Source organism: Aliiglaciecola sp. CAU 1673, assembly GCF_029223185.1.
GTDB lineage: Bacteria > Pseudomonadota > Gammaproteobacteria > Enterobacterales > Alteromonadaceae > Bowmanella.
The window spans coordinates 18401-35650 of sequence record NZ_JARHUG010000002.1; the positions used below are offsets into that span (position 1 = coordinate 18401).

The window sequence follows — 17250 nt, forward strand, 5'->3', positions numbered from 1 at the left end:
CTGGGCGGACCCACGGTCCGCCCCTACCGCTCTCTTTTCTTGACCGTTAAATTCGCTTGAATGATACTGTATGTAAATACAGTTTTATTGGTGTTTTATGTTGCCAGCCATTTCTGCTGATGCGGGGCATCGCAAACCCAAATTCCGGCCCCGTGAGTTACCGCAAAAGTATTATCTGGATCACTTTCTGGAGTTTCGCAGCTTTTTACTGGAGCAGTGCGCCCCGCTGTTAGAGGAAAAAGAACACGAGCTGCTGGAGCAGATGATGACGTGGCCTGAGGATGCCCGGTGTCTTTGGGTGCGGATTATCAATCGCTGCGGTGCTTATGTTCGTCTCGACAGCCTGAACTATGCCGAAATCGGGGAGATGGACAGTGCCCTGAGGTTTTTGCGCCAGAGGGGCATTGTGCGTGATGTGCAGACCTGTGATTGGCCGGCCTGGTTGTCGGCGTTGACCAAGGAAGAGCTGCAGGCTTTGTGGCCGCCGGGTGACAGTGCAGCCCCGGCCAAATCCAGGCCAAAGGCAGTGTGGCTTGAGGCAAGCGCGCGGTTTTTGGGTTTCAACAGCCAGGAGTCCAGAAAGCTGGCAACCCGCTATCTGGTAAATGATTGGGAGGAAAACCTGGCCTATTGGCTGTTTCTGTATTTTGGCGATCTTAAGGGGCGTCTGAACCAGTTTTCCATGCGCGACCTTGGGGTAATGCGAACCCGCAAAAGCACTCTCAAGCTGGCCCGTTTTGAGAGCCTGGCAGAAGCGCAAAGCGCCTTTTACCATGCCTGTTGTTATCAGAAAGTCAGGCAACTGACACCGGCACAACTCGCCGAATCCCTGGTTCAATCGCGAGAGGCTTTCGGGATCATCGCACAACAGAGCCGGGATGCCTATTTGCTGGTGGCGGGAAACCGGCTTAAGGCTGAGTACCCCGAATTGGCGATGCAGGCCTGGCAGCAATCCGGCCATCCCCAGGCCCAGGAAAGGTGGCTGCGCTCCCGCTATCAGCAGGGGCACAAAGCAGAGGTCGAGGCAAAGCTTAAGGCCATACTGGACGATCCGCCCGATGAGAGCCTGTTACTCTTTGCCCAGGATTTTTATCGTCTCAAGTTTGGCGCCAGTCGCACCAGCCTGCTGACCGAGATGTTAAGGGATAGCCAACGCTGTTTGACTCTCGATGAAGCCCATCTGGGCCGAGCGGAGCAGGGCATCAGGGATTGGTACCGTCGACAGGGAAAAGTGGTGCACAAGGCCGAAAACCGTCCCTGGCTGTCGTTGTTCGGCTTGTTGCTTTGGCAGGAACTGTTTGAAACGCCAGGTCTGGCCCCGGCCAATGAATTTGAACGCTTACCGGCGGCCTTACTGGACGGGAGTTTTTATCTGCGCTTGCAACACGCCATCGAAGCCAAACTGGCGCTTTTGGATGAGCCAGAGAAAGCCATGGCCAAACTGGCCAATACCGCAAGCCGTTATCATGGTGAGCCCAACGGCTTGTTTCGCTGGCACGCCAGCCTTCTGGAAAAGCATGGGTTATTGATAAAGCACAGCCCCAAAGGTGCGCTGGCAGCACAACTCAGGCGCATGGCGCAGCATTTTGGTCATTACAGCAGTGGTTATCCCGATTTGATGCTGCTGGAAAACGACATACTGTGTTTTGAGGAGATCAAGGCCCCGGGTGACAGTCTCAGGCGCAATCAGCTGATGCGATTGCAGGAGTTGAAACAAGAGGGCTGGCCGGTATCCATCACCCAGATAGAGTGGGGCATCGACCCCGAGCAGCCCTATGTGGTAGTGGATCTGGAAACCACGGGCGGAGGGCATGCCAGTCACAGGGTGACGGAAATCGGCCTGGTAAAAGTGGTAGGCGGTGAGATAGTGGATAGCTGGCAAAGCCTGGTCAACCCGCAGCGACATATTCCTTCGGCCATTACCCGTTTAACCGGCATTGATGATGAAATGGTTAAGGATGCGCCTGTTTTTGCCGCTCTGGCCGATGAACTTATCTCCAGACTGCAGGGATGCGTATTTGTGGCCCATAACGTCAATTTTGACTACGGCTTTTTGCAAAGCGAGTTTTCGCGACTTGATCATCATTTGCGCTTGCCCAAACTCTGCACCGTAAGAGAAATGCGTAAGGCCTTTCCCTGCCTTGACAGTTATTCACTGGGCAATCTTTGCCGCCGATTTGATATCCCCCTGGAGCGACATCACCGGGCCCTGGACGACGCCAACGCGGCTGCCCAACTGCTGATATTGACCCAGCAGCAAAGGATGCAATGATCTCAGCGCTCATAGCCGGCGTAAGCTGTTTGTTATCGGCAAAAGAGATCATTATGTTCAGTTGGTTTAAAAGCGATCCCACGAAAAAACTCAGAAAGCAATACGACACCTTGCTGGAGCAGGGCATGCAGGCACAGCGGGCCGGCAACATGCGCCTTTACGCCGAGCTTAGCGCTAAAGCCGAGGCCCTGTGGCAACAAATCGAAAAGGCCGAAAATGACAAAGGATATCGGTAAGTTGGTTCCCTGCTCCCGTTTGTCCAGGTTGGGTAAGCTAGGCAGCCTGGCCTCCGGCATTGCCGGCAATATGTTAGTTAGCGGCTTGGCCCAGTTGGGACGCGGGCAGCGGCCCGATGCCACCGCATTGTTACTGCAGCCCAGAAATATCCGAAATCTGGCCGATAAGTTGTCGCATCTGCGCGGCGCTGCCATGAAGGTGGGGCAAATGTTGTCTATGGATGCTGGCGACCTGCTACCGCCGGAATTATCGCAGCTGTTGTCGCTGCTAAGGGAACAAGCCAGCCCCATGCCCCATAAACAACTGGTTGCAGTGATGCGTGAGCAATTCGGCGAGGACTGGTTAAGTCAGTTCAGTCATTTTGAACTGCGGCCTTTTGCCGCAGCCTCTATTGGCCAGGTGCACAAAGCCTGGGCGGAAGACGGCACTTCGCTGGCGGTGAAGGTGCAGTACCCTGGTGTGGCCAAAAGTATTGAAAGCGATGTGGATAATGTCGCTGCGTTATTAAAGCTTTCAGGACTGGTACCTAAGCGCAATGCTGTGGATGTCCTGTTGGATGAAGCCAAAAAGCAATTGTTAACCGAAGCAGATTACCTCAAAGAAGCAGCGTTTTTACAGCGCTACAGTGACCATGTGGACGGTCATCAGGACTTTGCTCTACCCCGTCTGTACCCCAGGCTTTGCACTGCGCAGGTACTGACAATGAGCTTTGTTGAGGGCGAGCCCATAGAGAGTCTGACGTCGCTTCCGCAGGAGCATAGGGACCATCTGGTCACGTCTCTTATCGCTTTGTTTTTAAAAGAGCTATTTAAGTTTCGTTTAATTCAGTCTGATCCTAATTTTGCCAACTACCGCTACCAGAAAGACAGTGGTCGCCTGGTGTTATTGGACTTCGGTGCAACCCGCGATATAGATGAACGCATTAGCCATGGTTATCTTCACCTGCTGCAAAGCGCAGCAAAGGGAGATAGGGCGGCGATGGGCGATGCGGCCCGGCAAATCGGTTTTTTTGCCAACGGCATAAGCGAAGAAATGGAGAACACTATATTGCAAATCTTCAGCGTAGCCACCGAACCGCTTCGTCACCGCGACGTCTATGACTTTGGCAAGAGCGACCTGGCCAAGCGGATAAAAGCGTTAGGGCTGTCGGTTAATCGTCACAAGCAGGACTGGCACACGCCACCGGTGGATGCCATCTTTATTCATCGGAAAGTGGGCGGGCTGTACTTTATGGCCGCCCGTTTGCAGGCCAGGGTTAATGTGGCCAGGTTGTTTGCCCCTTACCTGTAAATCCGTCCAACAGTGCCTAGGCTGAAATGGAAAACTTTTTCTGCGCCACTTTGGTGGTGTAGGACCAGATTGCCAGAAACTCTAAGCCCAACAGAATGCGTTTCATATCGGCGAAATGATAAAACACCCAGTTGTAATCCCAGAATTGCTTGGCAAAATCTTCCGAAAATCCCAGATGTTCGAGATTGCGCACCAGGTTCTCGATGGCGGCGGTCAGATCCACCACTAAAAAGGCCATCACAATGGCGATTAAGCCAACGTCGGCATTGGTCAGATGGATATGTTTGGTGGCTTTGCCCAAGCGCTCATAAAGCTTTCTGGTCAGCGGTGCCCGGAACAGGATAAAGGCCATTAAGGTAATGTCGGTAGCAATATGCACCAGATAGATATTGTTATTAACCCAGACTTGGGGATCGCCAAACTGAGGAAGTATGGCCAATGCTAGTACATTACACAGATAAATTAGAATTACTCCAACACACAAGTGCAGAGTGTTTTCTATCTTTCGGTTTGATATAGCTAAAAACGCCCAGGCAGCGATAACAAGCTGAGTCGTAAAATTATGGTCATGGAGCTGAATGGCCAGCAGAACGCCGGCCAGCACAAAGAAAAAATGTACCACTGATTGCTTTTACTTTGGTTTTCCGCCATTACCATCACTGCTACCCTGAAGTTGCATTGCCTCATCGCTGATGGTGACCGTATCGGCAGTCGATGGGGTAGCTGTGGCGGTTTGCAGAGTTGTATCCTGACTTTTCTGCGTCGAAGTTTGCTGGCTGCTGGCCTGCTGGTACTGCGCCAACACGGAGCTTAGTCCGCTATTGTTTACTGGATCTGGCATAGGATTCTCCTTTTCGTTTATTTGGCCCGTTTTTCAGGAATTGTGAGGTGATGGATTTCAAAGACCGAACCAACCCCGAAGCATCCAAGCCGCAGTGTACGCACAGACTGATAAACTGGTTGATTTTGGGCTGTCCCACATCTTTCTCCCAGTTTTCATAGGTTTGCCTGGTCACTTGAGCAATCTCAGCCATCTGGCTCGTTGTCCTGTTCGCGTGCAAGCGCAACGCGCGTAAATCGTTACCGTTAATCATATTTTCTACACTTATTTTTGTGTTCACGACCTACCTGTCATGAACCTATTTTCCCTTACTGCCAAACCAGCGATCGTCTGAGGCCTGAAGCCAAGCGATCACTGTACATCATGATTGGTAGAGGATAACCACCTAAAATTTAACAAAGTATTTCAGGTTTTGACAAATAATTTTGCTGCTTTGCGACGAACGAATCGCAAAAGGTTTTTGCGCCCATCAATCCGGATAGGAAAGTATTGCCTGAGGTTTACCCGAAGCACAAAAAAGGGGTGATATCTGATATCACCCCTTCTGATACACAACCGCTGCTTTATTAGGCTAGTCGGAGCTTTTGTCTGGAGCGAGCTGTACGTCCCATCATCAGTAATCCGAAACCAAATAGCAGGATTGCTGCTGGTTCGGGAACTTGTGTTGTGGATGGGTCGCTGGGATCTCTAGCCGCAATATTCATATGGGAAAGACCATTGTATATGGTTTTGCCCTTACCATTAATCTTAGAAAAATCATAAGTGTTGAAGAAGCCAGACAATACATACGGAGTATTGAAGTTCAGGACACTACCTGCATTTCTCTGCTTTTCTGCGGCGAAAATATCATTGAAGTTGAAGTCGTAAATAGCAAAATCGTTTGAGGCTTTTAACGCAAAGGTCAGGTGGTCGAAGGTGGCTTTACCCAGAAGGGCCTGAACCTTGTCAATAATATCTAGTTTAGTCCTGAGTTCCCAAGCGCCCTTTACACACTCCCCTGACTGCCAGGTGCAGGAGATGGTGATGGTCAGTAGGTCTGCAATATTGAGTGACTGGCCCCCAATTGGTCCAAGGGATCTATATTCTGTATTGCCACCTGCCTGGTAGTTGGCTAGATATATCCAACCCGGATCGGTAGCATTGCCGTCACCATCAAAGTCCTGCAGATCTGAGTCGCTTATAAATGCCATGTAATCGATTAAACCACCTTGACCATTCAACAGCCCGCTATCCAGTTGGCCAATATTGATTGCTGGATTGCTGAGGTTATGCTGATCATCATTGGCATTTTTAAAGACACCAAGGCAACTGGTAGAGTCATAGCTCTTCGAAAGCAGATTAGTCTTGCTGACATCGGTGACTGCTGCAATGCTTTCCAGCGTGACACCAGTTGTCGAGCATATTCCATTGCTGGGTAGGAGGGCTGCATTGGCGAATTTTGATACACCAACCAGTACTAATAACACACAGACAGTAAAACTTAGCCTGCGATACATTTTTTCTTACCTCACAAAACCTGCTTTGTGCAGCAGGTGGGCTTAATGGGTGACAACCTTGTCTGGTAAATCCTTTTATTACCTAGTCTGTAGAGCAGCTTTCATGCCATAAGCAGAATCTCCATATCAATCATGGAGATGCAATAAAATGTGTTTTTATGAAAATGCTAAGTGTAAGAAATATAGTCAGTAATTTGTCTTTGATGTTTGTTTTTATGTATTAGTGCTTTCATGTTCCCGTAAAAGCTTTTTATCATGTCTTTCAGTCCCTTGACTGAACTGGTCTGATGTTGTCTGGATCAAAACCCCCATCGCCGCCAAAAATTGCGTTGTAAAAATAGCTGACAGCCCGATTGCCCCCTATGTTGTGGAGATTCTTAGAAATTTACTGGCTCGAAAAGTAAGGGGCGGTATATGGCAGTTAGCGATGCTGCCACTCCAATTCGGGGGTGAAGTTTTCCAGTAACACCATAAAGTTATCGAAGGGCTGGGGTTTACCGAAGTAATATCCTTGTAGATAGTCAGCACCTAATTGGAAGGCATTTAGGGCCATATCCAGAGTTTCGATACCTTCTGCCACTACTTTGTAGTCCATGGCGGCTGCCATCATCATCATCGCCTTGACGAGTTCATGATCGGGTTCACCGGGTCGGCAATGCTGGATAAAGCTTTTATCCACTTTAATTTCTGAAACTGCCAGCTCCTGAATGCGCTTCAGGTTAGAGTAGCCTGTGCCGAAGTCATCAATGGACAACTCTACGCCATGCAGACTGAGTTTTTGCATGATGTCGTTGACCTCATCAATATCAGAAATCAGAGTGCCCTCAGTCACTTCCAGTGTAAGGTTATGCAGATTTGCCCCTGCGCTTCGAAAACACGCCAGCAGCTGGTCAACAAAGTCAGTTTCCATCAGTTCTTTGGGGCTGACATTCACTGCCAGCTTAAAGTCGGCATGTGACCGATTGATTTTGGCCAGCATCTTTGCCGACTGGCGCAGCACCAATCGGCCCAACGTGGCGATGAGGCCAATTTTTTCAGCCAAACCAATAAATTGATCCGGTGGTACGATGCTGCCGTCTTCCTTGCGCCAGCGTACCAGCACCTCAGCAGAGACCATTTCAAGCTTGGTATTCACCTTAGGCTGCAGCCAGCATTCCAGCTTTTCTTGCTCCAAGGCATTACGCAATGACATTTCCAAGCCATATTCCTTGAGCAGCTTTTGGCTGGTTATGGCGTTGTAGATGCAATAACGCCCAGTGCCTTTGATTTTTGCCTCATAAAGGGCGGTTTCCGCCCTGGAGATAACACTACTGCCGTCTTGATGACCGTCCAGCAGCAAAACACCAATGCAGCAAGTCAGGTGGTGGATGGCGGATTCGCCTTCGATGGGCTTCTCGATACATTCATGAATAGCCTGCGTGAGTTCATGCACTTGCGATGCAGCCTGATTTCCATTGTCTCTGACCACCATCCAAAAGCGGTCGGCCATGTCCCGGGACAGGAAATGGCGCTCACCAAACTGCATGGCCAGGCGCTCACCGATACGTGCCAGGGTCAGGTTGCCCTCTTTATAGCCATGGGCCAGGTTAATGCGCTTAAAGTGATCAATATCGATGGCGAAAATGCTCATACCAACGAGCTCTGTCTGCCGGTTTAAAAAGTTCAGCAAAAAGGTCCGGTTTGGCAGGCCAGTCACCTCATCATAGTGCGACAGCCACTCCAGTTTATTGGCTACATTTTTTTCACTGGAGAGGTCCCTGATGGTGCCCACGTAATGGTTCTCATCACCTATCATCACCGGGTTTACCGCAAGGTGCATGGGAAACTGCTCGCCGTTTTTGCGCACCCCGTCCACTTCGCGTCCAATGCCGATGATTTTGGCTTCACCGTAGGTTTCAAAATGATGGATATAGCCATCGTGACGACTACGATGGGGCTCTGGCATCAGCATCGAAACATTCTGGCCCAGCACTTCGTTGGCAGAGTAACCAAATATTTGCTCGGCGGCGCTGTTAAAGGTGTGCATCAAGCCCTGGCTGTCAATAATCACCAGCCCTTCTACCAGACTGTTAATGGTAGTGTGATAGAGGCTGGCTTGCTGTCTGGCATGTTTCAGTTTGCTTTCACCGATAGAGACATCCTGAAAAGCACCAAATATGACTTCCTGACCGTTAATTTTCTCTACCGACCCGTGAACCAGCATGGATTTTTGCTGCCCATTTGGCAGTAAAACCACCACCTTGCGGCAATAGCCATTTTCATGAGATTTGCGGATATCGTTAACGATGATATCGAAGGTGGGTACGAAGGTATGCTGGATGGCATCCATATCAGGCTCAAAATCAACTGAACGACCATGCATGCTTTTACTTTTATCGGTCCAGTAGAGTTTCCCTGTCTGCAACTCCATTTGCCAACCACCGATATCAGCGGTTTTTTCAAGACAATGCAATATATGTTCGCTGGTTAGTCGCTCAGACATCAAACCTCTCTATGCTAAGAACCGCTACGTGGCAGCTTTGCTGATTTAAGATTGATTATAGACAGTTCAGCGGCCTGAACCGGTCGATGGCGCATTTCCCAACGGCCCTGCCAAATTTACTGGGTGATGGAAGGTGGCTCTTGCAGTTGTTCCTCATTCTTCATAGGCAGGCTGAAGGATTCAAATAACACTTTATTTCGTCCTTCGGCCTTGGCTCCATATAACTGCTTATCTGCCTTGGTTAGTAGTTCTTCTAATTTCAGGTGCCGGTAGTCGACACCAGGATTGGCGATATGGATGGCGCCAATACTGCAGGTTAGCCCCTTAGCTATGGGGGATTGCGGATGACTAATCCCCAAAGAGGCAACCTGTATGCGCAATTGATTGAGCCGCTGCAATGCATCACGCTCGGTTTCGCCACTAAAAAACAGGGCAAATTCCTCACCGCCCAAACGGGCGCAACTTTCTCCGGCCCGACGGATAAAGCCTTTGAGGGTCAGCCCCACCTGTTGAAGCGCGCGATCACCCTCCAAATGGCCCAAAGCGTCGTTAAAATTCTTAAAGTAGTCCAGGTCAATTAACGCCAAGGTAAAACTGTCATGCCTGCGCATGGCTCTTCGCCAGGCATAATGCGCAGAGGCATCGAAGTCACGCCGGTTGCCAATGCCGGTCAGGCTGTCGGTGAGCGACATCTTTCGCAGGGCCTGTTTTTGTTGGCGTACCAGTCGCACCATACTGTTAAAGGCACAGCGGATCTGATCCAATTCGTTGATGGGCACGCCTTTGGGGATCTCCCGGATCTTCTGCTTCTCGACCATTTTCTGGATCCTGGCGGTGCTGCTTCGAAGTGGCTGAACTATGTAGCGGTCGACAAATAATCCGATAACGACAGGGGTTAGCAGCAGAAGGCTTAACAATAATGTTTCCGACCAGCCAATGGCGGTGGGATCGTCGGTGAGTTCATGAAAAATATTGATCGTTAGTATGGGTGCACCACTGATATCCAACAACACACGCTGGCGCTGATGCACCACACCCTCCAGCAATTCAGGCTCTGTCAGGGAAGGGAAAGCGACGTCGGCGCCAGTTGGTTCAGATAACTCCACTTTTAAACGAGTAATTTGTTCGAGCCGAGAGATATGCTCTTTCGTCAGCGCCTGTAAAAATACCAGGTAGCCGCTTGGCGGCGCATCTTCATCGGTATTGGTCACCGTATCGATCGCAAACGCGGCCGGGCCCCGGGCCGTCATTACCCAACCCTGATATGGGGGCGTATGGGAGGTGACGGTGGCCAGGGTATTGGCCAAAGGCTGTTCCATGATTTCAGTGATATCAACGAAATCTTCCTCCTCTAAATCAAAGCCTTGCCTGAAGCGTGGTTTAAAAGAGAGGTCATATAGCCCCACGGCCAAAAGATCAAAAGTGGCAAATACCGACGGCACAAAATTCTCATCGGGAAAATCAGAGGGAGCATCGGGGTCGAGCATATATTCGTGGGTATCATCCCATCGGGCGTAGTCTCTGACGATGGTGGAGAGGTTAGTAAGGTTCAGTTGTAGGCCATTGGCCAGGCTTTGCAGCTCGCGCTCCTGATAATGGCTCAGGGTTTCCACCTCCTGTGGGTATTCAATCAGCAACCGGTAGCCTAAAAACAGCCCGATTAAGATCAAGCTGTAGATTGCCAATAACTGTATGAAATACCGGCGAATTGATTGCACAGTAATGCCTAATTCAAATGCACTTTTTCAATACTAGGAGCAAAATGCCAAGCCTGCACAAAGACAAACAGAAAAAGCGCATTCTTCAGAGTAAGGCCACCGATTTAATTTGTGCATATACCTTTTGTCCGGCTTTAAGAGCCAGCCGCTCGGAGGACTGTCGGGTAATTCTGGCCAATATCGCTGATGATGGCAGACAAAGTTTGATCAGCATTTGCCCGTTGCCTTCATCCATTAGGCTGTCAATTTGCGTCTCAAGGATATTTAAAATACTGGTTTGTCTCGGCCGGTCGAGGCAAATACTGACATCTTTTGCCAATATCTGCACTTTGACGGCTTCTCCTATGGCACGCTGTCTACCCGGCACCCATAGCTTGATATCGTCTATCGTCAGGCGCAGCAACTGATAAACCGGGTCATAGCCGTCTACTACGGCATTTACCATCACCTCTGCATCCGGCTGATGGGCCAGTGGTAAACTCAGACGAGTCGCAAGTTCTTGTATAGAGCCTTGTGCTTTCACCTGGCCGTTTTCCAACAACAGCAAATGGTCTGCCAATTGTGCGATTTCATGATGGTCGTGACTGACATAAATAATGGGAATGGCCAAGCTATGTTGCAGATCTTTCAGATATGGAATGAGCTCGTGCTTTTTTGCCGCATCCAACCCCGACATGGGTTCATCCAGCAGCAGTAAATGAGGATTGATGGCAAGTGCTCTGGCGATAGCCACTCGCTGCCGCTCGCCTCCTGAGAGAGTATTCACCTGGCGGGTCAACAGATGTCTGATCCCCAACAGGTTAAGCAGATGGTCTAAATCGATGGCTTGTGCACTGTTTTTGCTGCGTTTACGGCCATACAGAATATTGCCGCTGACATTCAGATGGGCGAACAGTCCGGGTTCCTGAAAGACCAAGCCCACGGCTCTTTGGTGAGGCGGTACGAACTGCTGAGCACTCAGCCAGCAATGGTCTTGGAAAATGATGTTTCCGCTCACCGTAGGCTCAAGCCCGGCGAGGACGCGCAAGACAGAGGTTTTACCGCTTCCCGAAGGCCCGCAGATAGCGACGATTTCATCGGTGGGCAGAGTGGTATCCACAACCAGCTGAAAGTCGCTTTTTTGCAGGCAGATTTGGATCTTAAGGCCCATGGATCCACTTTACTTTGCGGTTAAAGGCATAAAGTGCCATCAACATTAAAAATGACAGTCCCGGCAAGATGACCGACAAGCCATGGGCATTGGCATAATGCAGGGATTCCACATGTTCGTAGATAGCGATGGAAACCACTTGGGTCTGGCCCGGGATATTGCCACCTATCATCAGCACCACCCCAAATTCCCCCAGTGTATGGGCAAAACCGAGCACTATGGCGCTTAGAAAGCCTTGACGACACAAGGGCAAAATAACGCTAAAAAATGCATCCCATTTTGACGCCCCCAGAGTCGTTGCTACTTCCATAGGGCGCTTACCCACGGTGGCGAACGCATTTTGTAAGGGCTGCAATACAAAAGGCAGGGAATAGACCAAGGAGCCAATCACCAGTCCGCTAAAGGTAAATGCCAGGCTGGGGCCGCCTAAAGCTTGCATGAGCTTGCCAATGGGACCATTTGGACCTAAGGCCAGTAACAGGTAAAAACCCAGTACCGTGGGCGGCAGTACCAATGGCAACGCCACTAGCGCTTCCAGCAGGAATTTGCCGCGCCAGCGGCTATGGGCCAGCCACCAGGCCAACGGCGTACAGATAAGCAATAACAGTAGGGTGCTGATGGCGGCTAATTTAAGGGCTAGCCATAGTGCGGTCAGATCGGCGTCAGCGGAGCTTATGGCAAGTCGTAGCCTCGCTGATGGATAAGGTTTTCGGCTTTTTCTGAGCGCACAAAGCTTAAAAGCTCCCAGCCCGCCTCGCTGTTTATCAACAACACGGCTTGTTGCTCAATCGGATCATGGAGTGGATCCTGGGGCAAGTGCATGACCGCGCCGGGTTGCTTTTGTTCCTGCTCAAGCACTTGTGCGTAGGCGATAACCCCATCTGAGCATTGCCGCTGTGCACAAATTGATAGGCTTGGGCAATATTTTCACCTGTGACCAGTCTATTTTTGACAAAGTCCCAAAGTCCCAAAGTCCCAAAGTCCCAAAGTCCCAAAGTCCCAAAGTCCCAGGCGCACCAACGCTTGTTGTGCCGCCTGACCATAAGGGGCCAACTTCGGGTTGGCTATGGCTAAACGCTGATAACCCGCTTCCAGACTCTGGTATCCCAGTGGCATCAGCTCGGGCTTTTTGGTCCATAAAGCTAATCGGCCCAAGGCATAGGTGAAGCGACTATTGGTAACAACATGCCCGTTAAGCTCAAGCAGTTTTGGGCGTTCGCTGTCAGCCGCGAAAAAGGCATCAAAGGACGCGCCTTGGCGAATTTGCGCGTATTGCTTACCGCTGGCGCCGCTACTCAAGACCACCTTTTGCCCATGGCATTGCTCAAAAAGTACAACCAGCTCAGAAAGGGTATTTTTAAAGTTACTGGCCACCGCCACTTGTAAAGGCTTGGCCAGCACCGGTAAGGTGCAAAGCGTCAGAAGGATGGTCAGTAACAGGCTATTGCCACGCATCGCCTTTGTCCTGATCCTGCTTATTGGCTTCCACCCAGCGTTCGCCTTCTTTTGTTTATTCCTTTTTCCAAGATGGCGCCTGGGTTTTCAGAAAATCCATAATAAACTGACAGGCAGCAAAGGCATCACCGCGATGGGCGCTGCTAACGCCGACAAATACGATTTGCTCGGCTACAGCTAATGTGCCCACCCGGTGAATCAAATGCACTTTACCCAGTCTCCAGCGCGCTCTTGCCTTTTCGACAATCTCCTTGAGACTTTTTAGGGGCGTGGCAGGGGAATGCTCTAACGTCAGCGAGGTGACTGATTGGCCTTGATTTAGGCTCCTGACTAAACTGCATAAAAACAGATGGCGCCATCTTCGGTGTTGTTTTGACGAAGAGCCTGATACTGCTCGGCAACGCAAAAATCCTGCTCCTGCACCGCAATATAATCCATTACCTCAGCCTCCGGTGACCGGTGGGAAAAAGGCGACTTCATCTCCATCTTGAAGCGGGGTATCGTCAGTAGCCAACGTTTGATTAACCGCACCTAAGGTTGCACCGGGCGCCAAGAACTCCTGCCAATCTTGACCACGGCTCATCAACGTCTGGCGTAAGCTCCCCATATCTGGGAACTGAGCCGGTAATTCCAGTGATTCACACCCCAAAACTTCCCTCAGCCTGGCAAAAAACAACACTTTAATCATGGGTTCTCCGGGGCTTGCCAATGACCGGACTCGCCCCCTTGTTTGTCTAGTACGCGAATGCCTTAAATCACCATGGCCGGATCCACCGCCTTACACATATCGAAAAGGGTTAGCGCCGCCACTGACACTGCTGTTAATGCTTCCATTTCTACGCCGGTTTGGCCGCTGAGATTACAGCGCCCCAGAATGCGCGCCCGCTGCTGTGCCACTTGTGGTTCAAAATCCACATCTACTTTGGACAGCATCAGGGGATGGCAAAGGGGATCAGATTGGCGCATTGCTTTGCCCATTGGATCCCTGCGATTCTTGCTACTGCAAAGACATCACCTTTGGCGTGTTCGCCAGCTAAGATCATCGACAGGGTCTGTGCCTGCATCCGCACAAAACCCTCTGCCAGGGCTTCTCTGACAGTGGATGGCTTTTGGCTGACATCCACCATAGAAGCATCACCGGCGGCATTGATATGGCTGAGTTTGTTCATGACAACTTCATTGTGAACACAGAGATGAAACTATTGATTTGATACTACTAGAACTTATGAACACGTACAGGCTTTGACGCAGTGTATCAGCCACCGAGCATAGCCAAATGTGTTGTGGCGCCAGTAAAGCCTTTATCCAGCCAGTGACTGGCCTCCTTGTGGCCAATCAGTGCCTTAAGTTGCGTTTGCAGCACCCCGACATCGGCTTCCTGCAGATATTCTCGAAGGGGCAGGCCTTTTTCAGCAAAAAGACAAAGGTGTAAGTTGCCCGTTGCCGATACCCGCAATCTGTTGCAACTATCACAAAAGCCGTTGCTGTATGGCATGATAAGACCAATACGGCCTGCAAAGTCGGGGTGGGCAAATTCCTGAGCTGGACCCGCCGTAGTCTCTCTTATCACCGGTATCCAACCTTGCTCAAGCAGGCGCTCTTTAACGGGCAATCCAGAGACATGGTTGTGCTTAAAAAACGTCTGATTGTCACCGGTTTGCATCAGCTCAATTAAACGCAAGCTCACAGGCGTATGACGCAGCCAAGCAAGCGCTTGATCAAGCATGGTGCCACTGTAAGGACGCAGCATTACGCTGTTGATTTTGACCCGGATACCGGCGCTCAGGGCCTTATCTACACCGGCAAGAATAGTATTGAGCTTGTCATGACCGGTGATCATCGAGAAGTGGCGTGGATCTAAACTGTCGATAGAGACATTGATGGCATTCAAACCTGCTTCAACCCAGGTGCCTATCATCTGTGGTAGTTTAAAGCCGTTTGTGGTCAGGGCTACCTGCTCAATGCCCGGGGTATTGGCGCAAAGGCCAATGATCTCGGGCAGATCTTTACGCAATGAGGGCTCACCGCCGGTCAGGCGGATCTTGCGGGTGCCGAGTCCGGCAAACGCGGCGGCAATCGTTTTTATTTCTGCCTGGCTTAAAAAATCGCGGTCACTATCACATTGGTATCCATCAGGAAGACAATAACTGCAACGGAAGTTGCATACGTCGGTAACAGACAGCCGTAGATACTGAAATCGGCGTCCAAACTTGTCTTCCAATATTGCTTTCATCCTGGGATTGTCTCTCACTTTATTGCCAAGTTTGTTTTTTCATTTTTCTCGTGCATTGCAACCAATAGACAGGGATAAAGACAAGGATATTGCGACAGAAAGGTTATTCAATGGGGTAGGTGCCTAAAAGTTCTCTGTGTAGAGCAACAAATAGCCTTAATCTGTCAACTGGCACGTGATTTAATCCAATACAACTGCTTGTGCCCACCCATGGCAAGACGCCCCATCTTTAGCAACGCTTCCTGCCGGCAATGAAAGGTTTGGATAAGGAATTCATTGGCGTTGTCATCCTGACGCCATAGCTCAAACTGCGGCAGATCAGGGGTTTCAATCTCTAAGGGCCGGTTCCATGGTTCCTGTACTACAGACATTGAGGGACACTCAACTAGGTATTGGTCAACTAACTCTAAGAGAGAATTCCTCACTTTGCCAAATGCCCTATACCAAGTCCAATAAATAAGTGATCATTCAGCGAGAGCCAAAATGTTCACTGTCAAGGCGGGGGGTTTTAGGTTTAGTAGGACTAAATCAAAGGCGCCCAATAACGCCAGGGGGCATTTTGGCCTCGCCCGCAGGGAGCGGCCAGAAAGGCTTACCTCCGCGTTCCCACTTCTCGACGTAGACGCCACTATGCCTTCACAAATGTTTCTGGAAAACATTTGAACATCCGAAGGATGGCCAAAGGCGAAGGGATTGGAGCCCTTAGTCAAGCGGCGCCTTGATCTAAGCCTTTCTGACTCGCTCTGAATTGACCGCTTATTTAATGGACTTGGTATTACCACTGCAAATCATCAAAGGGCTGGATATCTACCTTTTCTCCTACCCCCACCTTTCCTTTATCCTTTGCCAGCAAAATATAACAATTGGCTTTGGCGACTGAGGTCATCAGTCCAGAGCCTTGTTTGCCAGTGCTTTTCACCTGCAACACACCATGCGCATCACGATGATAAATACCCCGCTGAAATTCCATACGGCCCGGTGCCTTTTTTAGTTCTTCGCTGCAAATGGCTTGCAGTATATTGGAGGCGCGAGGCGACTGACCGCTGAGTTTTCGAAGGGCCGGCAATACCAATTGATGAAAGGTCACCATGGCAGAAACGGGGTTGCCAGGCAGACCAAAATAGGCGCATTGCCCAAGATGCCCAAAGGCAAAAGGCTTGCCTGGTTTAATGGCGAGTTTCCAAAAGTGGACTTGCCCCAATTCTTCAAGCACGGCTTTGGTGTAATCGGCTTCTCCCACCGATACTCCGCCGGAGGAGATCATGGCATCACACTCATTGGCGCGCAGCATGGCGCTGCGTAGCGCTGCTTTACTGTCCTCAATCAACCCCAGATCAACGACTTCAACGCCCAAACTTTTCAAAATGGCCACCAAGGCAGGTCGATTGCTGTCGTAGATTTGCCCGTCTTTTAGCGGATTACCTGGTGCGACTAACTCATCACCGGTGGAAAAAAGTGCCACTTTAAGGGGGCGTATCACCTGGACTTGCTCCATTCCTAAGGAAGCAATAACGCCGATATCGGCCGCACTCAGGCGCTTGCCCCGGGGAAGCACGGTCTGGTCTTTGGCAATATCTTCACCGGCTTTACGCAGGCTTTCGCCTGGCAAAGGCTTGACCAGAAAACGTACCTGCTCGCCTTCTGACTGGGTTTGTTCTTGCATCACCACTGCGTCAGCCCCTTGAGGAATGGCGGCACCCGTCATAATACGCACCGTATTGCCTGGCATTAAGGGGGCGTTGAACGGGCTGCCGGCCATGGCTTTGCCTTGCAGCGTTAAGCGATCGCAATGTTGCAAATCCTGGCTGCGAACGGCAAAGCCATCCATGGCCGAATTATCAAAAAGCGGAATATTAAGGGCTGAGATCACTGGTTCAGCCAACACCTGGCCATAGGCTTGGAGCAGTGGACAATATTTTTGCTCACTAACCGCGACTATGGGTAAAAGCAGTTTTTCAAGGGCATCTTCAATGGTCATCAGGGCATCATGGTGACAGGCATCTCGGGTCATTGGCTTTTCCTTGAAATCGTATTGGATTCAAAGCGTAACAAGAAAACGTATGGTCTAACACCTGT

15 protein-coding genes and 3 pseudogenes are annotated in these 17250 nt (G+C 50.3%); 3 read left to right on the forward strand and 15 right to left on the reverse strand.

Going from position 1 to position 17250, the window contains the following annotated elements; genetic code table 11:
* Nucleotides 1–97: 97 nt before the first annotated feature.
* The 3 genes from P2G88_RS01905 to P2G88_RS01915 are packed head-to-tail and all read left to right on the forward strand — an operon-like array spanning nucleotide 98 to nucleotide 3799.
* Nucleotides 98–2272: an exonuclease domain-containing protein gene (locus P2G88_RS01905; protein ID WP_275793938.1), complete on the forward strand. Its 2175-nt coding sequence runs from the start codon at nucleotides 98–100 to the stop codon at nucleotides 2270–2272.
* 53 nt (nucleotides 2273–2325) lie between these two features.
* Nucleotides 2326–2508, forward strand: a complete 183-nt coding sequence (locus P2G88_RS01910) for a DUF6435 family protein (RefSeq protein WP_275793939.1) — start codon at nucleotides 2326–2328, stop codon at nucleotides 2506–2508.
* Complete coding sequence (locus P2G88_RS01915; protein WP_275793940.1) at nucleotides 2489–3799, forward strand: AarF/ABC1/UbiB kinase family protein; 1311 nt, start codon at nucleotides 2489–2491, stop codon at nucleotides 3797–3799. The genes P2G88_RS01910 and P2G88_RS01915 overlap by 20 nt, the downstream gene beginning before the upstream one ends.
* Nucleotides 3800–3815: 16 nt before the next feature.
* On the opposite strand, the gene P2G88_RS01920 is transcribed toward P2G88_RS01915, so the two are convergent.
* The 15 genes and pseudogenes from P2G88_RS01920 to moeA form a co-directional block, all read right to left on the reverse strand.
* The gene (locus P2G88_RS01920; protein WP_275793941.1) at nucleotides 3816–4238 is read right to left on the reverse strand and encodes a hypothetical protein; all 423 of its coding nucleotides are present in this window, start codon (nucleotides 4236–4238) and stop codon (nucleotides 3816–3818) included.
* Between the two features lie 192 nt (nucleotides 4239–4430).
* Nucleotides 4431–4640, reverse strand: a complete 210-nt coding sequence (locus P2G88_RS01925) for a hypothetical protein (protein WP_275793942.1) — start codon at nucleotides 4638–4640, stop codon at nucleotides 4431–4433.
* Nucleotides 4618–4893: a helix-turn-helix transcriptional regulator gene (locus P2G88_RS01930; RefSeq protein WP_275793943.1), complete on the reverse strand. Its 276-nt coding sequence runs from the start codon at nucleotides 4891–4893 to the stop codon at nucleotides 4618–4620. Before P2G88_RS01930 ends, P2G88_RS01925 begins: the two co-directional genes overlap by 23 nt.
* 313 nt (nucleotides 4894–5206) lie before the next feature.
* On the reverse strand, nucleotides 5207–6136 hold the full coding sequence (locus tag P2G88_RS01935; protein ID WP_275793944.1) for a PEP-CTERM sorting domain-containing protein: 930 nt from the start codon (nucleotides 6134–6136) through the stop codon (nucleotides 5207–5209).
* A gap of 421 nt (nucleotides 6137–6557) precedes the next feature.
* On the reverse strand, nucleotides 6558–8618 hold the full coding sequence (locus tag P2G88_RS01940) for a GGDEF domain-containing phosphodiesterase (RefSeq protein WP_275793945.1): 2061 nt from the start codon (nucleotides 8616–8618) through the stop codon (nucleotides 6558–6560).
* A gap of 116 nt (nucleotides 8619–8734) precedes the next feature.
* The gene (locus tag P2G88_RS01945; RefSeq protein ID WP_275793946.1) at nucleotides 8735–10288 is read right to left on the reverse strand and encodes a diguanylate cyclase; all 1554 of its coding nucleotides are present in this window, start codon (nucleotides 10286–10288) and stop codon (nucleotides 8735–8737) included.
* 133 nt (nucleotides 10289–10421) lie between these two features.
* Entirely contained in the window at nucleotides 10422–11486 is a 1065-nt protein-coding gene (gene modC, locus P2G88_RS01950; RefSeq protein WP_275793947.1) for a molybdenum ABC transporter ATP-binding protein, read from the reverse strand.
* The gene (modB, locus tag P2G88_RS01955) at nucleotides 11476–12162 is read right to left on the reverse strand and encodes a molybdate ABC transporter permease subunit (protein WP_275794256.1); all 687 of its coding nucleotides are present in this window, start codon (nucleotides 12160–12162) and stop codon (nucleotides 11476–11478) included. The genes modC and modB overlap by 11 nt, the downstream gene beginning before the upstream one ends.
* A pseudogene (gene modA, locus P2G88_RS01965) lies at nucleotides 12159–12941 on the reverse strand (molybdate ABC transporter substrate-binding protein). The gene modB and the pseudogene modA overlap by 4 nt, the downstream one beginning before the upstream one ends.
* 58 nt (nucleotides 12942–12999) lie before the next feature.
* Nucleotides 13000–13379, reverse strand: a pseudogene (locus P2G88_RS01970) (molybdenum cofactor biosynthesis protein MoaE); the annotation flags it as partial.
* Nucleotides 13380–13383: 4 nt separating this feature from the next.
* The gene (gene moaD, locus P2G88_RS01975) at nucleotides 13384–13629 is read right to left on the reverse strand and encodes a molybdopterin synthase sulfur carrier subunit (protein ID WP_275793950.1); all 246 of its coding nucleotides are present in this window, start codon (nucleotides 13627–13629) and stop codon (nucleotides 13384–13386) included.
* 62 nt (nucleotides 13630–13691) lie between these two features.
* Nucleotides 13692–14110 (reverse strand): annotated as a pseudogene (moaC, locus tag P2G88_RS01980) (cyclic pyranopterin monophosphate synthase MoaC).
* An 86-nt stretch (nucleotides 14111–14196) separates the two neighbouring features.
* Nucleotides 14197–15165, reverse strand: a complete 969-nt coding sequence (gene moaA, locus P2G88_RS01985) for a GTP 3',8-cyclase MoaA (protein ID WP_275794257.1) — start codon at nucleotides 15163–15165, stop codon at nucleotides 14197–14199.
* A 173-nt stretch (nucleotides 15166–15338) separates the two neighbouring features.
* Nucleotides 15339–15545 carry a hypothetical protein gene (locus P2G88_RS01990; protein WP_275793951.1) on the reverse strand — a complete coding sequence of 69 codons (207 nt, stop codon included), beginning with the start codon at nucleotides 15543–15545 and terminating at the stop codon, nucleotides 15339–15341.
* Between the two features lie 404 nt (nucleotides 15546–15949).
* Complete coding sequence (moeA, locus tag P2G88_RS01995; RefSeq protein WP_275793952.1) at nucleotides 15950–17185, reverse strand: molybdopterin molybdotransferase MoeA; 1236 nt, start codon at nucleotides 17183–17185, stop codon at nucleotides 15950–15952.
* Between the last annotated feature and the right edge of the window lie 65 nt (nucleotides 17186–17250).

Coding starts and splice junctions, on each gene's coding strand:
- P2G88_RS01905 (WP_275793938.1), top strand. CDS start 98: ATGTTGCCAGCCATTTCTGCTGATGCGGGGCATCGCAAACCCAAATTC.
- P2G88_RS01910 (WP_275793939.1), top strand. CDS start 2,326: ATGTTCAGTTGGTTTAAAAGCGATCCCACGAAAAAACTCAGAAAGCAA.
- P2G88_RS01915 (WP_275793940.1), top strand. CDS start 2,489: ATGACAAAGGATATCGGTAAGTTGGTTCCCTGCTCCCGTTTGTCCAGG.
- P2G88_RS01925 (WP_275793942.1), bottom strand. CDS start 4,640: ATGCCAGATCCAGTAAACAATAGCGGACTAAGCTCCGTGTTGGCGCAG.
- P2G88_RS01930 (WP_275793943.1), bottom strand. CDS start 4,893: ATGATTAACGGTAACGATTTACGCGCGTTGCGCTTGCACGCGAACAGG.
- P2G88_RS01935 (WP_275793944.1), bottom strand. CDS start 6,136: ATGTATCGCAGGCTAAGTTTTACTGTCTGTGTGTTATTAGTACTGGTT.
- P2G88_RS01940 (WP_275793945.1), bottom strand. CDS start 8,618: ATGTCTGAGCGACTAACCAGCGAACATATATTGCATTGTCTTGAAAAA.
- modC (WP_275793947.1), bottom strand. CDS start 11,486: ATGGGCCTTAAGATCCAAATCTGCCTGCAAAAAAGCGACTTTCAGCTG.
- moaD (WP_275793950.1), bottom strand. CDS start 13,629: ATGATTAAAGTGTTGTTTTTTGCCAGGCTGAGGGAAGTTTTGGGGTGT.
- P2G88_RS01990 (WP_275793951.1), bottom strand. CDS start 15,545: ATGTCTGTAGTACAGGAACCATGGAACCGGCCCTTAGAGATTGAAACC.
- moeA (WP_275793952.1), bottom strand. CDS start 17,185: ATGACCCGAGATGCCTGTCACCATGATGCCCTGATGACCATTGAAGAT.